The sequence below is a fragment of the Actinoplanes sp. M2I2 genome, from assembly GCF_023544445.1.
In the GTDB taxonomy this organism is placed as follows: Bacteria; Actinomycetota; Actinomycetes; order Mycobacteriales; family Micromonosporaceae; genus Actinoplanes.
Genome location: NZ_JALPVJ010000010.1, coordinates 56198 through 71621, shown reverse-complemented (window position 1 = coordinate 71621; position 15424 = coordinate 56198). Strand labels below are relative to the sequence as shown.

Sequence of the window (15424 nt, the reverse complement as noted above, 5' to 3'; positions counted from 1 at the left end):
TGGTTCCCGATGGGGCCGACGCCACAGTGCCGTTGCCGATGAGCTCGGAGACGGTCGTGATGCCGGCCCAGCGCGACGCCCCGCGCGAGGAGCAGCTTCCGCCGGTCGAGCCGCCCCCGGAGGAACGGCAACGTTCCGGTAAGCGGTGGCTGGTGGTGTCCGGCCTGGCCGCCTTGCTGGTGGTCGGGGCCGGGGGTGCCGGGGCCTATTTCACGGTCGGCGACATCCCGCGCGGCACCGAGGTGCTCGGACTCGATCTGGGCGCGCTGAGCCGGGCCGAGGCCGAGAAGGCGCTCGGCGACCACGTCGCGTCGCGGGCGTCCCAGCCGGCCCGGGTCCGCATCGACGGCAAGGACGTGACGGTCGAGCCGCAGGCGGTCGGGCTGGCGGTCGACGTGCCGGCGACGGTCGACGCCGCCGCCCGGAGCGGCTTCCGCCTGGTGGGCACCAAGGACATCACCCCGGTCGTACGGGTGGAGCCGGCCCGGCTCGAGGCGGCACTCCGCAAGCACGTGTCGACCGAGCGCGTCACCGTGCGGAAACCGGCGATCACCTTCCGGGGTGTCGCGCCCGTGGCCACGTACCCGAAGGCGGGTCTCGATCTCGACGGGGCCGTCGCGGCCGAGCGGGTGCGCGGCGCGTGGCCGGCCGGGCAGGTCGCCGACGTGCCGCTGACCACGCGCGCCCCGGCGATGACCAGGGAGCAGGTCGACGCGCTGATCTCCGATGTCGCCGAGCCGGCCGTGGCCGCTCCGGTGACCGTCACCGTGGGCGACCGGTCGTTCCGGCTCAGCCCCGCCGCGCTGGCCAAGGGTCTGGTCTTCCGATCCGACGCCGCGGGCCGGCTGAAGCCCGCGATCGACGGCGCCAAGCTGCGCGCGGCCGGCCGGGCCGAGTTCGGCAAGGTCGAGACCGCGGCCAAGCCCGCCACCGTGCGCCTGACCGGTGGCAAGCCGCGGATCGTGCCGGGCGCGCCCGGCCGCCAGGTCGACGTGACCAAGCTGGCTCCCGAGCTGCTCACCGCGCTGGCCGGGCCGGCGCCCCGGGCGGTTGCCGGGGTGCTCACCTCGACCGGCTCCGGCACCGGCGAGGCCGAGGTGGCCAAGCTCGGCATCAAGCAGCGGGTCTCGACCTTCACCACCTACTTCACCGGCGGCCGCAGCTCGCCGCGCAGCCAGAACATCATCACCGTGGCCAAGGCCGTGGACGGCGCGATCGTGCGGCCGGGCGCCACCTTCTCGCTCAACGGGCACACCGGCGACCGGAACTACGCGAAGGGCTACAAGGACGCCCCGGTGATCGTGAACGGCGTGCTCGAGCCGGGCGTGGGCGGGGGCGCCTCGCAGTTCACCACGACGCTGTTCAACGCCGCCTACTACGCGGGCCTCGAGGACGTCGAGCACAAGCCGCACTCGTTCTACTTCTCGCGCTATCCGTCGGTCATCGAGTCGACGATCTTCTACCCGACCCTGGATCTGAAGTTCAAGAACACCACGCCGTACGGGATCCTGATCGACACAGCCACGACCGGGCGCTCGGTGACCGTCTCGATGTGGAGCACCAAGGTCTACGACAGCGTCAAGACCGTGTACGGGCCCCGGCGCAACGTGACAAGCCCGCCCACCGTGCAACGGGAAGCCGGTCCCAAGTGCATCACTTCCAGCGGATTGCCAGGCTTCACCCAGGACGCGTGGCGCGTCATCCGCAAGGATGGCCGGGAGGTCGAGCGCGAGAAGTTCAGTTGGCGCTACGATCCCGAGCCACGGTTCATCTGCGGCGGTGATTGAGTCGCCGGCAAGGCCCCGGGAGGGGAAATGAGGCAGCAGCGCTGGTTCCCGATCGCGGCTCTCGCGGTCGGCCTGTTCGCGATCAACGTGGTGGCCCGCCTGGTCACCCGCTTCGCCTTCGACGACAACGACGCGGCCGAGACCCGCACCACGATCGTCATGTTCTCGGTGATCGGCCTGGTGCTCGCGGTCTACGCGTTCATGGCCTCGCACAACCGGCGCCCGGCGGACTGGCTCGTCCCCGACTGGGCGCTCGGCGTGGGCGCCGCGATGCTGCTGACCCTCCTGGTCGGACCGTTCATCAGCGGTGATCAGCCGTTCGCCGGCGGTTCCGACAACTTCTTCGCGCAGTTGGCCCTCTACCTTGCCTTCGCCGGCGGTGGCACGCTCGTCGGCTACTGGATTTCGGTGGCCATGGCCCACGACTACCGGTCGCGTTCGCTGCAGGCCTACACACAGCAACGCCAGGCCAAGCCCCGCCGGATCGTCCGGCGCTAGCGCACGGGTGCTTCCCGGGTCAGATAGGTGTGGTGGGTCGTGAAGCCCACCCGGCCGTAGAGCGCGACCGCGCCGGTGTTGCGCTCCTCGACCTGCAGATAGGCCCGGTTGCTGCCGTGCTGGGCGCCCCACTGCACGAGCTCGCGCAGCACGTGCTGGGCCAGGCCCTGCCGCCGGGCGTGCGGGGCCGTCTGCAGCAACGCGACGCCCAGCCAGCGGTCGGGGCCGGTGACCGCGCCCCGGCCGACCGCCAGTAGCCGGCCGTCGGCGTCGCGCACCTGGGCGAAGGCCACCTCGGCCGGCCCGGTGAGGATGCGGGCGGCAGCGGCCGGCAGCGTGCCCTTGTGCTCGGCGACCATCGCGAACCAGTCGTCGCCGGGGCTGTCGGCCAGCTCGACGGGTGGCCGGTCGTGACGGGTCGGCAACACGCCGAGCAGGGCGGCGACCGACGCCGTCTGCACCAGCGTGAGCGGGCGGGCGCCCCAGCCGCGGGCGTCGAGCGTGGCGTTGACCGGGGCGGCGAGCGGGAGCGGCGCGTTGATCAGCGCGCGCTGGCCGTGTGCCGCATACCACTCCTCGACGGCGTCGATGGCCGCCTCGAGCGGACGGTCCGGATCGCCGACGGCCAGAGCCGAGTTGGCCCGGCCGGTCCAGTTGTCGGCGGCGCGCAGGATCCATTGGCCGAGCCGGGCCTGCGTGGGAGCCGGCCAGGCGTCGTTCGCGGCCAGTTCGAGCGCGATGACCTCGGCCGCGGGCGGGCGGCGCGCGGCCGGCACCCGCTTGGCCCGGTGGACCTCGCGCAGCGGCACCCGCACGGTGCCCTTGGCGGTCGCGATGGTGAGATCGGTCTCGGTGAGGTCGACCAGCTCACCGAGGGCGTCCGTGTAGAGCGTCCGATTCTGGGAAACGCCTACAATTCGGCGCACCACCACCCGGTGTCCCACATCCTGCCGACGGAGCACGTGTCACCTCCTCCGGCGGAGATACTAGGCTCTGCAACTGTCGCCGGCGGTCCCCGCAGGCGTGGCTTTGGAGGGAAAGACCCGTGACCTACATCATCGCTGAGCCATGCGTCGATGTGCTCGACAAGGCATGCATCGAGGAATGCCCGGTCGACTGCATCTACGAGGGCAACCGGATGCTCTACATCCACCCCGATGAGTGTGTCGACTGCGGGGCATGCGAGCCGGTCTGCCCGGTGGAGGCCATCTTCTACGAGGATGACGTGCCCGAGCAGTGGAAGGACTACACGACCGCGAACTACGAGTTCTTCGAGGACCTCGGTTCGCCCGGCGGCGCCGCCAAGGTCGGCAAGATCGACAAGGACACGCCGTTCATCGTCGGTCAGCCGCCCCGGGGTGACGCCCACTGAGCGCGCTCTCCGCCGCTCTGCCGGACTTCCCGTGGGATCTGCTGGAGCCGGCCAAGGCCCGGGCCGCCGCCCACCCGGACGGGATCGTCGACCTGTCGGTCGGCACCCCGGTCGATCCGGTGCCGCCGCTGGTCCGGCGCGCGCTCGCGGAGACGTCCGACACGCCCGGCTACCCGCTGACCGCGGGAACGCCGGCACTGCGGTCGGCGATCGCGCAGTGGCTCACCCGGGCCGGCAACGCCTCGGGTGAGCTCGGTGTGCTGCCCACGATCGGCTCCAAGGAGCTGGTCGCCTGGCTGCCCACGCTGCTCGGCGTCGGCCGCGGCGACACGGTGGTGATCCCGTCCGTCTGCTACCCGACCTACGAGGTCGGGGTGCGGCTGGCCGGGGCCACGGTGGTGCGTTCCGACTCGCTCACCGCGATCGGGCCGACGCCGCTGACCGGGCCGGGGCGCGTACGCCTGCTCTGGATCAACTCGCCGTCCAACCCCACCGGCAAGGTGCTGCCCGTCGAGCACCTGCGCAAGGTCGTGGCCTGGGCCCGGGAGCGGGACGTGACCGTGGTCAGCGACGAGTGCTACCTGTCGCTGGGGTGGGAGACACAGCCGGTCTCGATCCTCGACGACGCGGTCACCGGCGGCGACTACACCGGCGTACTCGCCGTGCACTCGCTCTCCAAGCGGTCCAACCTGGCCGGGTATCGCGCGGGCTTCGTCGGCGGCGACCCCGCTCTGGTGCGCGAGCTGCTGGCGGTGCGCAAGCATGCCGGCATGATCGTGCCCGCCCCGGTGCAGGCGGCGATGATCGCCGCGCTGGGCGACGAGGAGCACGTGACCGCTCAGCGCGCTCTCTACGCCGCGCGGCGCGAGCAGCTGCGGGTCGCGCTGACCGGGGCCGGGTTCGAGATCAGCCACTCCGAGGCCGGCCTCTACCTGTGGTCGACGCGCGGCGAGGACTGCTGGAAGACCGTCGACTGGCTCGCCGACCGCGGCATCCTGGCCGCTCCGGGCGCCTTCTACGGCCCGGCGGCCGAGCAGCACGTGCGCGTCGCCCTCACCGCCACCGACGAGAGGGTCGCCGCCGCGGTCGCCCGATTGTCCTGAATCCTCGGTATTGCCCCGGACCCTTGGTGATCATGCGGTCGCTCACGGCTCCCTCCGTTCGACAACGGTCAGTACCCTCGGCTGCGTTGCGAGACGACGTAGCTGACGGGGAGGCGGTCGTGAGTGACGGCATTCGGGTCGATACCGACGGGCTGAACACCTTCTCCGAGGCGGTGCGGGACGACACGTCCCGCACCCTCGGGTCGGGCTATGCCGACGCGCGGGTCACGCTCGGGACGGGCGTGCGCTTCGGCGTGAACAACGCGAGCGGCAGCGTCCACGCCGCCAAGGCCCGCTATGCGGCCAGTGTGGAGGCGTCGACCGCCAACGTCGAGGAGTACCTGGCCGCGGCCCGCGTGCTGGCCGACGCGGCGACCAAGGTGGCCGCGGCCCTCGACGCCTCCGACAACCGCTCGGCCGAGCGCACCGACTGGGTCACCGGCGCGCTGGCCGCCGCCGCCCGCGAGGCCCAGGAGCGCCGGCTGGCCGCCGAGCGGCGCATCGCTCCCGGAACGGCCCGGGCGATATGAGCGACCCGGTGCTGACCAGCAGCTACTGCACGGCGTGGGACGCGTTCAACACGCCGCGCATCTGGTCGATGGTGATGAACGAGGATGACGCCCTGGCTCGCGAGCAGGTGCTCGGCTGGCGGCGGCTGGCATCGTCGATCCGCAGCCAGCATCAGGCCCTCGCCACCGCCAAGGCCGACCTGATGGCCGCTTGGCCGCCGGAGGACAACGCATCGGCCGAGGCGTTCCTGAGCGAGCTCGACCGTTTGATGACGCGACTCGAGACGGCCGCGGCCGACGCGGACACGACGGCGACCGGGCTCGACCGGATCCTCAACGCGCTCGACACCGCCAAGAAGGCGGTCCAGCCGCTCTGGGAGAAGTACAAGGACAAGAGCGACGACCTCGTACCGCGCTGGTTCGACAGCGCCGAGGACGAGCTCGACGACGAGGCCCGTAACCACATGATCGCCATGGAGCTGGCCGTGGCCGACGCGGTCGCCGATCTGAGGGTGCCCGAGGCGTTCCAGTTCACCGTCGTGGGCGGGCCGGACGGGTGGCCGCCTCGCCCGGTGCCGGGCGGAGGCGGCCCCGGCTCGGGACAGCTGGGTGACGGCGGGATCAGCGCGGGCGTGCCGCACGATCCGGTGCCACCTCTGCCCGGGCAGAGCCCGATCGCGCCCGACGCCCCTGGCCCGGGCTTTTCGGGGCCCGGCTCATCCGGGCCGGTGCTTCCCGGGCCTGGTCTTTCCGGGGCGGGCAGTGATCCCGGTGCCGTCGGCGGACCCGGCCCGGGTGGCGCCGGCGGTCCCGACCTGGCCGGAGTGATCAATCCACCGGTGACACCGCCGGGGCTCGGCGGGGTCGGCGACGTCCCGGGCGGCGCGGGGCCGCTCCCCGGTGGGCCCGCGCAGTCGCCGCCGGTGACGGGTGCGCCCCCGGTCGTGCCGGGGGTCATCCCGGGCGGCGGCCCGCCGGCCGTTGGCGGGGCGGGACGCCCTCCACTCGGGACGACCGGGCGTGGCCCGGCCGCCGGACGGGCGTTGCCCTCGGGCACCGTCATCGGCGCGCCGGGGTCGATCGGTGGCCCGGGTGCCGGTGCTGGTGGCCGGGTCGGTGGTCCGGCTGCTGGTCGCGGAGTCGGTGGTCCGGGTGCGGGTGTAGGTCGCGGCATCGGTGGTGGCGGGGTCGGTGGGCCCGGCGCGGGCATCGGTCGTGGGATTGGGGGTCCGGGCGCGAGCGCCGGTCGTGGGGTCGGTGGTTCGGGCACGATAGGCGGCCGTGGTCCGGGCAGCCCGGGAGCGGCGAGCGGTCCTGGTGCGGTGAGCGGTCCCGGTGCGAGCGGCTCCGGCGGTGTGGGCGGCCCGGGAGCGACGGGCGGTCGTGGCGCTGGTGGCGTGAATCGTGGCGGTGCTGCATCTCGTCCCGGTGGGGCCACCTTCGAGAGCGAAGCGGGACGAGGCGCCGCAGGCGGACCTCGACTGGGCGGCGTCGGTGGGCCAGGAGCCGGTGCCGGGAGAGACGCGGCCGGTGGCCGGCGAGGCCCCGGTGTTTCGTCGGGGCGAACGCGTGGCCGGCCAGGCTCCAGCGAGGACCGCGACGACATCCGTCCTACCTCCAACCCACCAAACTTCGGAGGAGGAGCAGGTGGGGTGAGCGGGGCAGGCGGAGCCGGACAGGCGGGAGGCCGAAAGGGCGCCGATGGGGGAGCGCGGCCGCCGAGACCGCCCTGGCTTCCCGACGACCCGGTGGGCCGCGACCGTCATCTCGCCCAATCGGGTCGACCCGGCCGGGCCTGGCCGAGCCGTGACGACGAGCCGACCGGCTTCGCGTCCGACACCCCGTGGCGGGTCACCGAGGGCGTCACCCCGGTGATCGCTCCCGGTGTGGACGACGACCGGCACGATCCCGGCCCGAACGTGATCGGCCGGCGCGGGTGATCCGAGCCACCCGCCGAACGAATGCGGCCGTCTGTGCCGCCGGCCGAACTGTTTCGGCCCGCCGGGCGGGTGCGGCCTTCCTTACCGGCCGCCGAGCGGATGCGGCTTTCCTGGCCGCTCGGCGGGGAGGTGCGGCTTTCTTCGCCGCCCTGCTTGTCGTGCTGCTCACCGGCGTGCCCGCGCGGGCCGACACCTGGCGCGACCGGCAGTGGTATCTGGGCCCGATGCGCCTGGAGCGGGCCCAGCAGCTCGGCCGGGGCGGCGCCGGGGTGATCGTCGCGGTCATCGACACCGGTGTGGACAGCGGTCACCGCGACCTGCGCGGCGCCACCGTGCCGGGCTGGGTCGTCACCCGCGAGGAGCCGACCAACAATGTGGACACCGGACCGCACGGCACCGGCATGGCGGCGCTCATCGCCGGCCGCGGGCACGGCGACGGGGCGGGACTGCTGGGCGTCGCCCCGCGCAGCAAGGTCATGCCGATCCGCCCGGTCAACGACGATCTGCTGATCTCCAACGGGATCCGCTGGGCCGTCGACCACGGGGCCAAGGTCGTCAACATGTCGTTCCACCTGGCCAGCGACCAGGTGCTCGCGGACGCGATCGCCGAGGCCTACGCCAACGACGTCGTGCTGGTCGCGTCGGCCGGCAACGGTGGCGGCGCGGTCGGCGAGCCGGGTGCCTTCCCGCACGTGGTCACCGTCGGCTCGGTGGGCCGCGACAACCGCGTGGCGTCGTTCTCCAACCGCGGGCCCCAGGTCGATCTGGTCACCTACGGGGTCGGCATCCCGGTGGCCCGCCCCGGCAACAGGTACGACGTCACGAACGGCACCAGCGTCTCGACCGCCCTGGTCTCGGGCGCGGTGGCGCTGGTCCGGGCGCGCTACCCCGACATGAAGGCCCCCGAGGTCGTCGACCGGCTGCTGTCCACGGCGGTCGACCGGGGACCGAAGGGCCGCGACGACCGGTACGGCGCCGGGCAGCTCGATGTGATCGCCGCCCTGACCGCGCCCCGGGCCGCGCCGAGCACCAGTCCCGCGTCGACCCGGGACCCCGTCGCGGCGCCGGCCGTCGCCCGGTCCACACAGGATGACCGGATGCCGCCGTGGCTGATCGTGACCGTCGGGGTGCTGATGCTGACCGTCGGTCTCTCCGTCCTCATGGTCCTTCGGGCACGACGAAGTTCCTGATCAGGCCGGTCGGCTGGCATTCGGCCGATCGTCGATGTGCGCTACCCTCAGTCGTACCGGAGATCGGGGGAGCGCCGGTGAACACCTATCGAAATTGTCGGATCACCGGATCCGACCGCACCGGAACGGCCTATGCGGTCGTCGATCCGATCGGCCGATTCGTCGACATAGGTCTGCGTCCCGGCTGGTGGCCGGCGCTGGGCCCGGCCCGGGTGGCCGCGGGGCTGCTCGAGGCGCTCGAGTCGGCCCGGATGACGGCGGCGACGGCGCCCCTGGTCGAGCGGGGCGAGGCCCTCGACACTGCCCGGGGCCGCATCGCCGAGGCCTACCGGCTGATCGCCGAGGGCGACGAGCAGCCCGCCATCCGGGTCATCATCGGTCCGCGCGGCCTGTTCCGGGTGCACGTGCGGGGCGGCCGCATCGACCGCGCCGAGACCGGGGCTCTCACCCCGGCCGACACCGAACGGCTCAGCGCCGATGCCCGCGACGCGCTGGCCGAGCTGGCCCGGCCCACGACCGACGCGCAACCGGCCCCGGCCGGGTAGCGCCCGGCTCACCACCCACGCGCAACCCGCCCCGGCCGGGTAGCGTCGGGCCATGGCCGATCAACCCACCATCGCCGTCCGCGGCGAGGCGTTCCGCGAGGTGCCGCCCGAGCAGGCGATCATCTCCGTCACCCTGTCGGCCCGCGACCGCGAGCGCGAGACCGTGGTGTCCCGGCTGCTCGAGCGGTCGGCCGCGCTGCACGCGTTGCTGGCCGAGGCCGGTGACGCGATCGAGCGGCGCGAGACCGGTGGCGTGCGGGTGTTCCCGGAGCTCAAGCGGGGCAGCGAGCGCGTGGTGGCGTACACCGGAAATGTCGACACCACGGTGACCGTGGCCGATTTCGAGCCGCTCGGTCAGCTTCTGCTGCGGCTGGCCGCGCTCGAGCACGCGGCCGTGGCCGGGCCGTGGTGGCAGCTGCGGCCGGGCAGCCGGGCCGGCTCCGACGTGCGCCGCGAGGCCATCACCGACGCGCTGTCCCGCGCCCGTGAGTACGCTGCCGCCGTCGGCGCCCGCATCGACAAGCTGGTCGAGATCGCCGACGAGGGCGCCGGTGGCGGCGGGCCGATGTTCCGGAATCTGTCGATCGACGCGGGCGGGCCGGAATCGGCCGGCTTCGAGATCGACCCGCAGCCCCAGACGGTGCAGGCCTCGGTGACGGTCCGGGTGACGATCACGGAGCCCGAGCTGACGCCCTGAGCTGAGCGGGTTCGTGTCCGAAAAAGGCGTTTCGGGCCCGCTGGGCGGCATGATCAGCCAGACTCGGCACCATGCCGAAGGGCCGCCGAGACGTGCTGCTGCGGGTGGCGAACGTCAACCCGGCCAGCGTGACCACCCACACCGACCGGGTGCTGTACTCCGCGATCGGCGTCTTCATCCTTCTCTACTTCGCGTATGCCACGCTCGGTGGCGCGGCCTTCATCGACGCGAGCTCGAACTACTCGCGTCCGTGGTACCGGTGGCTGGTCGGGCCGCTCGTCGCGGCGGGCGTCGTCGCCTACGACCGGGCGGTCGTCGGACGCGTCGCCATCAGTTACGAGCACCTCGACTCGACCGACCCCGGGCACCTGCTCAAAAGGCCGACCATCGGCCTGTACGCCGGCCGGCTCGGGCTGGCGCTGCTGTTCGCGCTGCTCATCACCGAGCCGCTGATGCTCGCGCGCTACCGGGGTGAGATCGACGCCCGGCTCAACGAGGTGCACAACCAGCAGCTGAGCCGCATCGACCGGACCGGCGTGGTCGGCACCTGGACGGCCCGGCTGGCCCAGCTCGACCGCGAGACGGGCGGGGACGACGCCGCCGTCCGCGGGCTCACCGACCAGGCCGCGCAGAAACGCCGCGACGCCCGCGAGCTCTACCGGCAGGCGGTCGCCGACTCGGCCGGTGACGGCGTGACCAGGGCGGCCGGCTGCCCCGCGGGCGGCTCCTGCGACCAGCTCGTCCGGCGGTCACGCACGCTCGACGACGAAGCCGCTGCTCTCGACGTACGGGCCGGGCGGCTCCTCGACACCCAGCGCACCGCCCGCGAGGCCCGCGCCGATGAGAAGGCCGACCTCACCCGCCAGATCAACGAGCAGCGCGAAGCCAACGAGAAGGCGGTCGAGGCCGACTCCGGCTTCGGCGCGCGCACAGCCGCGATGTGGCACCTGGTGTCCGGCGACTTCTGGGGCGTCGGCGTCTTCTACCTGGGCATCACGCTGCTGCTGGTGGCGCTCGACTGCGCCGCCGTGGGCCTCAAGTTCGCCTCCCGCGGCAACGGCTACGAACGCACCGAGGCCCGCCTCGCCCGCCGCCGCGAACACGAGGCCACCCTCATCCACGAACGCGAGATCCAGGACGCCCGGACGTACGGGGCGGCGCTGGCACGCGTGGTGGCCGACGGCATCGAGGCGGCCAGCCACGACGAGGCGGTCGTGCGCGACTCGGCCGAACGGGCCAGCGCGGTGCTGCGGACGTCGGTCGTGGTCCCGGCCGAAATACGCGAACTCACCGCCCATCCCGGACGGCACCGTCCCGTGCACGCCGAACTGCTCAGCGGCCACCGCGCGCGGCACCTGCGCCCGACGGCCACCGACAACGACTAGCCGGTCAGCTGTCGGTGCGTACGCCGGAGACCCGCACCGGAACCGTGAAGGCGGCACCCCGGCAGTCCGGGTCCGCGGTCGCCCGCATCGTCAGCCCGCCGGGCACGTTGAACGCGCCGATCGAGTTGCGGCCGACGTCCCACACCACGGCGAAGGTGGGCTTGCTCAGCCGTACGCCGGTGGCCGTGCAGCCGTTCTTCTGATGCTCCGGGTCGGCGACGACCGGCCCGGCCGCGGTGATCGAGGTGATCCTGATGGGGAAGCCGTTGTCGTTGGTCACGGTGACGACCAGGTCACCGGTGGCCCCCGGCTGCAGCGCCCGGTCGAGGTCGGAACGCGCCCGCAGCGACATCGCGACCGGTGCCCCGCCGCTCGTGGCCTGAGCCACCTCGGTGTCGGTGATCTGCCAGTACGCCCAGGCGGCGCCCGCGTTCACGACGACGGCGAGGACCGCGGCGATGCCGAGGATCACCCGCGTACGCCGGTCCAGGCGCCGCTTGGCCCCCGCGACCTGCGGGTGCCGGACCTCCCACGTGGGTTCCTCGTGGTCGGCCGGATCCAGCTCGATGTGCATGCCCGTGACCCTGTTGCCGTCCTGCTCGCGATCGTTCAAGCCGCCGCCCTCTCGCAGCCGGCTGAGGACCTCGCGCCGCATCATGACCGTGCCTTCGTCGTACACATGCGGCGCCTTTCTCCTCCAGCGACTGGTGATGCCTCTCGTCTCATAACGGTCGCCGACGACCCGTGGTCGTGTGATCGGGATTCCGTCCGCGCTTCTACGCGCATAAAGCGCACAGGTGCGCCTGTCCGGCTTAATCCCAAAGAGGGAAGCTCAGGGATCACCGAGCATGGCGCTGACCAGCGTTTTTGGCAATCGGGGCGGACGCGGTGACCCTACCGGGACAGATACGCGGGATGCCGAATCCACAGGTATTCCGCGCGGTCCGGCCAGAGGGCCCTCAACCGAATGTCGGCGGCATCGGTGTCTTCCGCCTAACCCGTCCGGGGCACAAAGCGATCGAGCCCGCGGCGTGGGACCCCGCCGCGGGCTCGATCATTTACCCCACCTATTTCGGAATGCCTTCTCCGGGCGAACCGCTGGCGGACGGTTCCGGCGCCGTCGTCGTAGGCTTCGGCTCCGCGGGTGTGGACGCGGGCGGAGGTGCGATCTTTTCTTGGTTCTGCTCAGGCGTCGGCGTCGGCGTCGGGGTCGGCGCCTGAGCCGGCGTAGTGGGGACAGGCGCGGTGGCCGGCTTGCTCGCCGATTCCGAGGTTGTCACTGGCGTCGGTGTGGGATGCGAGGTGGTAGGCGTGACCTTTTTCGGTGCGGGGGCCTCGGGAGGAGCGGTGTTAAGGGTTGGAGCGAAGGCGAGTGCCCCGCTAGGAGGTCCCTCGGCTCCGATCCACCGGCCGAAGCGGGGAAGGATCGTCCACCTCCACTTACCTCCCGCGACCTCGTCAGCGGCGAAGGTGATCGACTCGCTGACACCGCCGGAAGCGACGACGTCACGGACGAGCTTCTGCCTCGCCGGAGAATCCAGGCTATGAGCAGTAACGACATAGCCTTCCATCCTCACGCCCGGTGCGATCTCTTGAGCGCTCCATGTGACCACGGCAGCCCTGGACTGGTTCTCGACGCTTGGCCTCGTGCCGTTGGGCATTCTTTCAATGCGGGCTCTGACCTGGCTGGTGCCGTTGACTCCCCATTCGGCATTCGCTGCCACGGTTCCGGCGCCGATCACTGCGGTGACAGTGGTGGTGATCAAAGCGTAGACAGTTCGCTTCTTCATCGGCCGGCCTTCCTGCCTGAACCGGCGAGAGCGATCAAGAACTTTGTGTCCTCGCAGTCGCTTGGCATGGTGACGGCTATCGAGCCGTGCTGGAGGCTGCGGCCGCAAGGGGCGCTGCGCCACGAAAGCGAGAACTCGAACGGGTTGCCGAAGATGACTCGGATCTGCCGAGCTACCCCAGAGCAAAGACCGTTCACTGGCTGACCCTTCAAGGTGAAGCGCGCGGTGTCGTAGGACTTTTGCTCGTCGTGAGTGAGCGCCATTGCCTTCTCGCCGGACTTACCTTGCTGAGCGCCGGCGGTCACGGCGAACGCCGTCACCAGCGTTGCCGCAGCGGTGATCATCGATCGGCGTGCCTTCAGCAAAGTCCACCCACACCTCAAGAAACGCCTGACATCGGGGTGGACGCGTCGGCGTCCACCCCCGACCGAAGTCAGCTGTCGCCCGTGCCCGTTGAGGCCTCGGCAATCCCGCCCTGAAGGGTTGCGGTGACGACGAGGCTGCCGCCGGCGCAAATCGGGTCGGCCGTCCTGGACATCGTGAGCGTGCCGAGCGGAACGTTGGTGACCGGAGTGGCACTCTTGTCAAACGTCCGGTTCGTCAGGTTGGTGAGGGTGAACCCGGCCTGCTCCTGCGTGCACCCTTCCTTGCCCGAGACCGCGATGTTGGTGAGTCCGGTGAGCTGGACCGGGAAGTCGTTCGGGTTCGTGACGGAGGCGTTGGTGATGTCCACTGCCTTACCCGGGAAGAAGTTGTTGTCGGCATTGCCGCGCAGATTGACGGTGGCGGTCACGTTCTTGATCGTCGAGGTCGTCACCTGCGTCGTGCTGCTGCCCTGGAACCAGCCGCTTGCGTAGGCGAACGCCGCGGTTCCCCCGGCGACGGCGAGAACGGAGCCGGTGACGATGGCGGCGGAACGCTTGGTGAACTGACGCATGGGAAGTTCCTCCTGGAACAGACGACAAACTTTGGTGCTGGGAATTGTTGTGGCCGGGGCTCGAAGCGTTCCGGCGCTGGGACAAAGATGGCGGATGTGACAGGCGAGAGCGATAGTGCTTACGCCCGTCCTATCCAGAACGGCAAGTCAGTCGATTGCCGATGATCGGACGAACCCGGAAGCCTGACGCGGCCACAAGACATCGAGCGCACACCGCACGTTGGCGATCACCAATACCCGCTGGTGACGGCGTCAGGCAGCGGAAACGGTGGCGTATCAGGACCGCGCCCCGGGCGCAAGCGAAGAAAGATCCAAGGCGGGCCGTAACCCCACGAATCGACGGTCGCCGTCGGCCCGAAAGTGAGCATTAATCGCGGCCCTTGCATCACGGCAAGGGCACATTTCCTCTAATGGGTTAAGCGATCCGTCAGCCCACTCACCTGAAAGATGCTTACCGCCGACGCTTCTGTCGGCAGCGTGCTCGGCGGCGTGCTCGGCCGCGAGGGTTGCCGGGGCTCAGCCGGCCGGCAGCGCCGCGACGGCTTCGATCTCGACCCGGAAGCCCGGCTGGACCAGCCCGGCGACCTGGACCAGTGAGCTCGCCGGCGGCCGCTCCGGGTCGATGACCTCGTCGCGGGCGGTCCGGAAGGCCGGCAGATCCGCGATGCTGGTCAGGAACACCGTCAGCTTGACCACGTCGGACATCCGGGCGCCGGCCGGAGCCAGGGCCGCCGCGATGTTCCGGAACACCTGGCGGGTCTGTTCGAGCGTGTCGTCCTCGCCGACCAGGCGGCCCTCCGCGTCGAGCGGCACCTGCCCGGAGACCATGATCGTCGTGCCGGTGAAGGACACGGCGTGGCTGTAGCCGTTGGTCGGCGGCGACCCCACGGGCCGGACGTGGTGCTTCACGGATCGAGCCTAGACGCTACGGTCGAGCTCATGGTCCAGGTCTTCGGCGAGGTCGCCGCCCTCTACGACGAGGTACGCCCGGGCTACCCGGAGGAGGTTCGGCAGGCGATCCTCGACTACGGCGGCCGGCCCACCGGCATCGTCGAGCTGGGCGCCGGCACCGGCAAGGGCACCGAGCTGCTCGTCGCGTACGGGGAACCGGTTGTGGCTCTTGAACCCGACCCGCGCATGGCGGCCCTGCTGCGCGCCAAGTTCCCGCAGGTCGAGGTGGTCGAGACGACGTTCGAGGAGTGGTCCCCGCCGGCCCGCCGGCCCAGCCTCGTCGCGTGCGCGCTGGCCTGGCACTGGATGGACGTCGCGACGCGCAACCGCCGGTCCTTCGACACGCTCGCCCCGGGCGGCACGCTCGCGATCTTCGGCCACAAGTACGGCTACGCCGACCCGGCACAGGAACAGGCCATCACGGACGTGTTCCACCGGGTCGACCCGACGGTGGCCGACCGGGCCGACCACTGGGTGCGCGACGACGTGGCCGGCGCCGGGCTGTGGTCGGACGTCGAGGAGTGCTTGTTCACCACGTACCCGGACTTTTCGACGCAGCGCTATCTCGAACTGGTCCAGACGTTCTCGCCGTTCCGCCGGCACACCCCGGACGAGCAGCGGCGCACCCTGGACGGCCTGCGCGCCGCGGTCGACAGCTTCGGCGGCTCGGTCACGCTGGCGCTGCACACCAGCCTCGTCCTGGCCCGCAAGAACTAGACC

Annotated in this window: 16 protein-coding genes; 11 read left to right on the top strand and 5 right to left on the bottom strand. The window is 71.6% G+C overall.

Features of this window, described 5'->3' with window-relative positions; genetic code table 11:
- Positions 1-38: 38 nt before the first annotated feature.
- Together HJC40_RS21430 and HJC40_RS21425 are read left to right on the top strand one after the other, a co-directional pair.
- The gene (locus tag HJC40_RS21430; protein WP_284043565.1) at positions 39-1787 is read left to right on the top strand and encodes a VanW family protein; all 1749 of its coding nucleotides are present in this window, start codon (positions 39-41) and stop codon (positions 1785-1787) included.
- A gap of 27 nt (positions 1788-1814) precedes the next feature.
- On the top strand, positions 1815-2285 hold the full coding sequence (locus tag HJC40_RS21425) for a hypothetical protein (protein WP_250003051.1): 471 nt from the start codon (positions 1815-1817) through the stop codon (positions 2283-2285).
- On the opposite strand, the gene HJC40_RS21420 is transcribed toward HJC40_RS21425, so the two are convergent.
- Positions 2282-3247, bottom strand: a complete 966-nt coding sequence (locus tag HJC40_RS21420) for a GNAT family N-acetyltransferase (protein WP_250003050.1) — start codon at positions 3245-3247, stop codon at positions 2282-2284. The two genes, HJC40_RS21425 and HJC40_RS21420, sit on opposite strands and share 4 nt — an antisense overlap.
- An 83-nt stretch (positions 3248-3330) precedes the next feature.
- Here HJC40_RS21420 and fdxA point away from each other — a divergent pair, with 83 nt between their 5' ends.
- The 8 genes from fdxA to HJC40_RS21380 all read left to right on the top strand — a co-directional run bounded on the left by fdxA (position 3331) and on the right by HJC40_RS21380 (position 11026).
- Entirely contained in the window at positions 3331-3657 is a 327-nt protein-coding gene (fdxA, locus tag HJC40_RS21415) for a ferredoxin (protein WP_250003049.1), read from the top strand.
- Positions 3654-4760, top strand: coding sequence for a succinyldiaminopimelate transaminase (gene dapC, locus HJC40_RS21410; protein WP_250003439.1), 1107 nt, complete (start codon positions 3654-3656; stop codon positions 4758-4760). The genes fdxA and dapC overlap by 4 nt, the downstream gene beginning before the upstream one ends.
- A 119-nt stretch (positions 4761-4879) precedes the next feature.
- Positions 4880-5290, top strand: coding sequence for a hypothetical protein (locus HJC40_RS21405; RefSeq protein ID WP_250003048.1), 411 nt, complete (start codon positions 4880-4882; stop codon positions 5288-5290).
- Positions 5287-7209, top strand: coding sequence for a hypothetical protein (locus HJC40_RS21400; protein WP_250003047.1), 1923 nt, complete (start codon positions 5287-5289; stop codon positions 7207-7209). Before HJC40_RS21405 ends, HJC40_RS21400 begins: the two co-directional genes overlap by 4 nt.
- Positions 7210-7367: 158 nt before the next feature.
- On the top strand, positions 7368-8399 hold the full coding sequence (locus HJC40_RS21395; protein ID WP_250003046.1) for a S8 family serine peptidase: 1032 nt from the start codon (positions 7368-7370) through the stop codon (positions 8397-8399).
- A 77-nt stretch (positions 8400-8476) separates the two neighbouring features.
- Positions 8477-8944: a hypothetical protein gene (locus HJC40_RS21390; protein ID WP_250003045.1), complete on the top strand. Its 468-nt coding sequence runs from the start codon at positions 8477-8479 to the stop codon at positions 8942-8944.
- Between the two features lie 52 nt (positions 8945-8996).
- Positions 8997-9641: an SIMPL domain-containing protein gene (locus tag HJC40_RS21385; protein WP_250003044.1), complete on the top strand. Its 645-nt coding sequence runs from the start codon at positions 8997-8999 to the stop codon at positions 9639-9641.
- A gap of 71 nt (positions 9642-9712) precedes the next feature.
- On the top strand, positions 9713-11026 hold the full coding sequence (locus tag HJC40_RS21380) for a DUF4407 domain-containing protein (RefSeq protein ID WP_250003043.1): 1314 nt from the start codon (positions 9713-9715) through the stop codon (positions 11024-11026).
- 4 nt (positions 11027-11030) lie between these two features.
- On the opposite strand, the gene HJC40_RS21375 is transcribed toward HJC40_RS21380, so the two are convergent.
- From HJC40_RS21375 to HJC40_RS21360, 4 genes are all read right to left on the bottom strand, one after another.
- On the bottom strand, positions 11031-11705 hold the full coding sequence (locus HJC40_RS21375; protein ID WP_250003042.1) for a hypothetical protein: 675 nt from the start codon (positions 11703-11705) through the stop codon (positions 11031-11033).
- A 1107-nt stretch (positions 11706-12812) separates the two neighbouring features.
- The gene (locus HJC40_RS21370; RefSeq protein ID WP_250003041.1) at positions 12813-13160 is read right to left on the bottom strand and encodes a hypothetical protein; all 348 of its coding nucleotides are present in this window, start codon (positions 13158-13160) and stop codon (positions 12813-12815) included.
- A gap of 89 nt (positions 13161-13249) precedes the next feature.
- Positions 13250-13753, bottom strand: a complete 504-nt coding sequence (locus HJC40_RS21365) for a hypothetical protein (protein ID WP_250003040.1) — start codon at positions 13751-13753, stop codon at positions 13250-13252.
- A gap of 516 nt (positions 13754-14269) precedes the next feature.
- Positions 14270-14662, bottom strand: coding sequence for a RidA family protein (locus HJC40_RS21360; protein ID WP_250003039.1), 393 nt, complete (start codon positions 14660-14662; stop codon positions 14270-14272).
- A gap of 30 nt (positions 14663-14692) precedes the next feature.
- On the opposite strand from HJC40_RS21360, the gene HJC40_RS21355 reads away from it, so the two are divergent.
- Entirely contained in the window at positions 14693-15421 is a 729-nt protein-coding gene (locus HJC40_RS21355) for a trans-aconitate 2-methyltransferase (RefSeq protein WP_250003038.1), read from the top strand.
- Positions 15422-15424: the final 3 nt, after the last annotated feature.

Coding starts and splice junctions, on each gene's coding strand:
- HJC40_RS21370 (WP_250003041.1), bottom strand. CDS start 13,160: ATGATCACCGCTGCGGCAACGCTGGTGACGGCGTTCGCCGTGACCGCC.
- HJC40_RS21425 (WP_250003051.1), top strand. CDS start 1,815: ATGAGGCAGCAGCGCTGGTTCCCGATCGCGGCTCTCGCGGTCGGCCTG.
- HJC40_RS21430 (WP_284043565.1), top strand. CDS start 39: ATGAGCTCGGAGACGGTCGTGATGCCGGCCCAGCGCGACGCCCCGCGC.
- HJC40_RS21355 (WP_250003038.1), top strand. CDS start 14,693: ATGGTCCAGGTCTTCGGCGAGGTCGCCGCCCTCTACGACGAGGTACGC.
- HJC40_RS21380 (WP_250003043.1), top strand. CDS start 9,713: ATGCCGAAGGGCCGCCGAGACGTGCTGCTGCGGGTGGCGAACGTCAAC.
- HJC40_RS21365 (WP_250003040.1), bottom strand. CDS start 13,753: ATGCGTCAGTTCACCAAGCGTTCCGCCGCCATCGTCACCGGCTCCGTT.
- HJC40_RS21385 (WP_250003044.1), top strand. CDS start 8,997: ATGGCCGATCAACCCACCATCGCCGTCCGCGGCGAGGCGTTCCGCGAG.
- HJC40_RS21400 (WP_250003047.1), top strand. CDS start 5,287: ATGAGCGACCCGGTGCTGACCAGCAGCTACTGCACGGCGTGGGACGCG.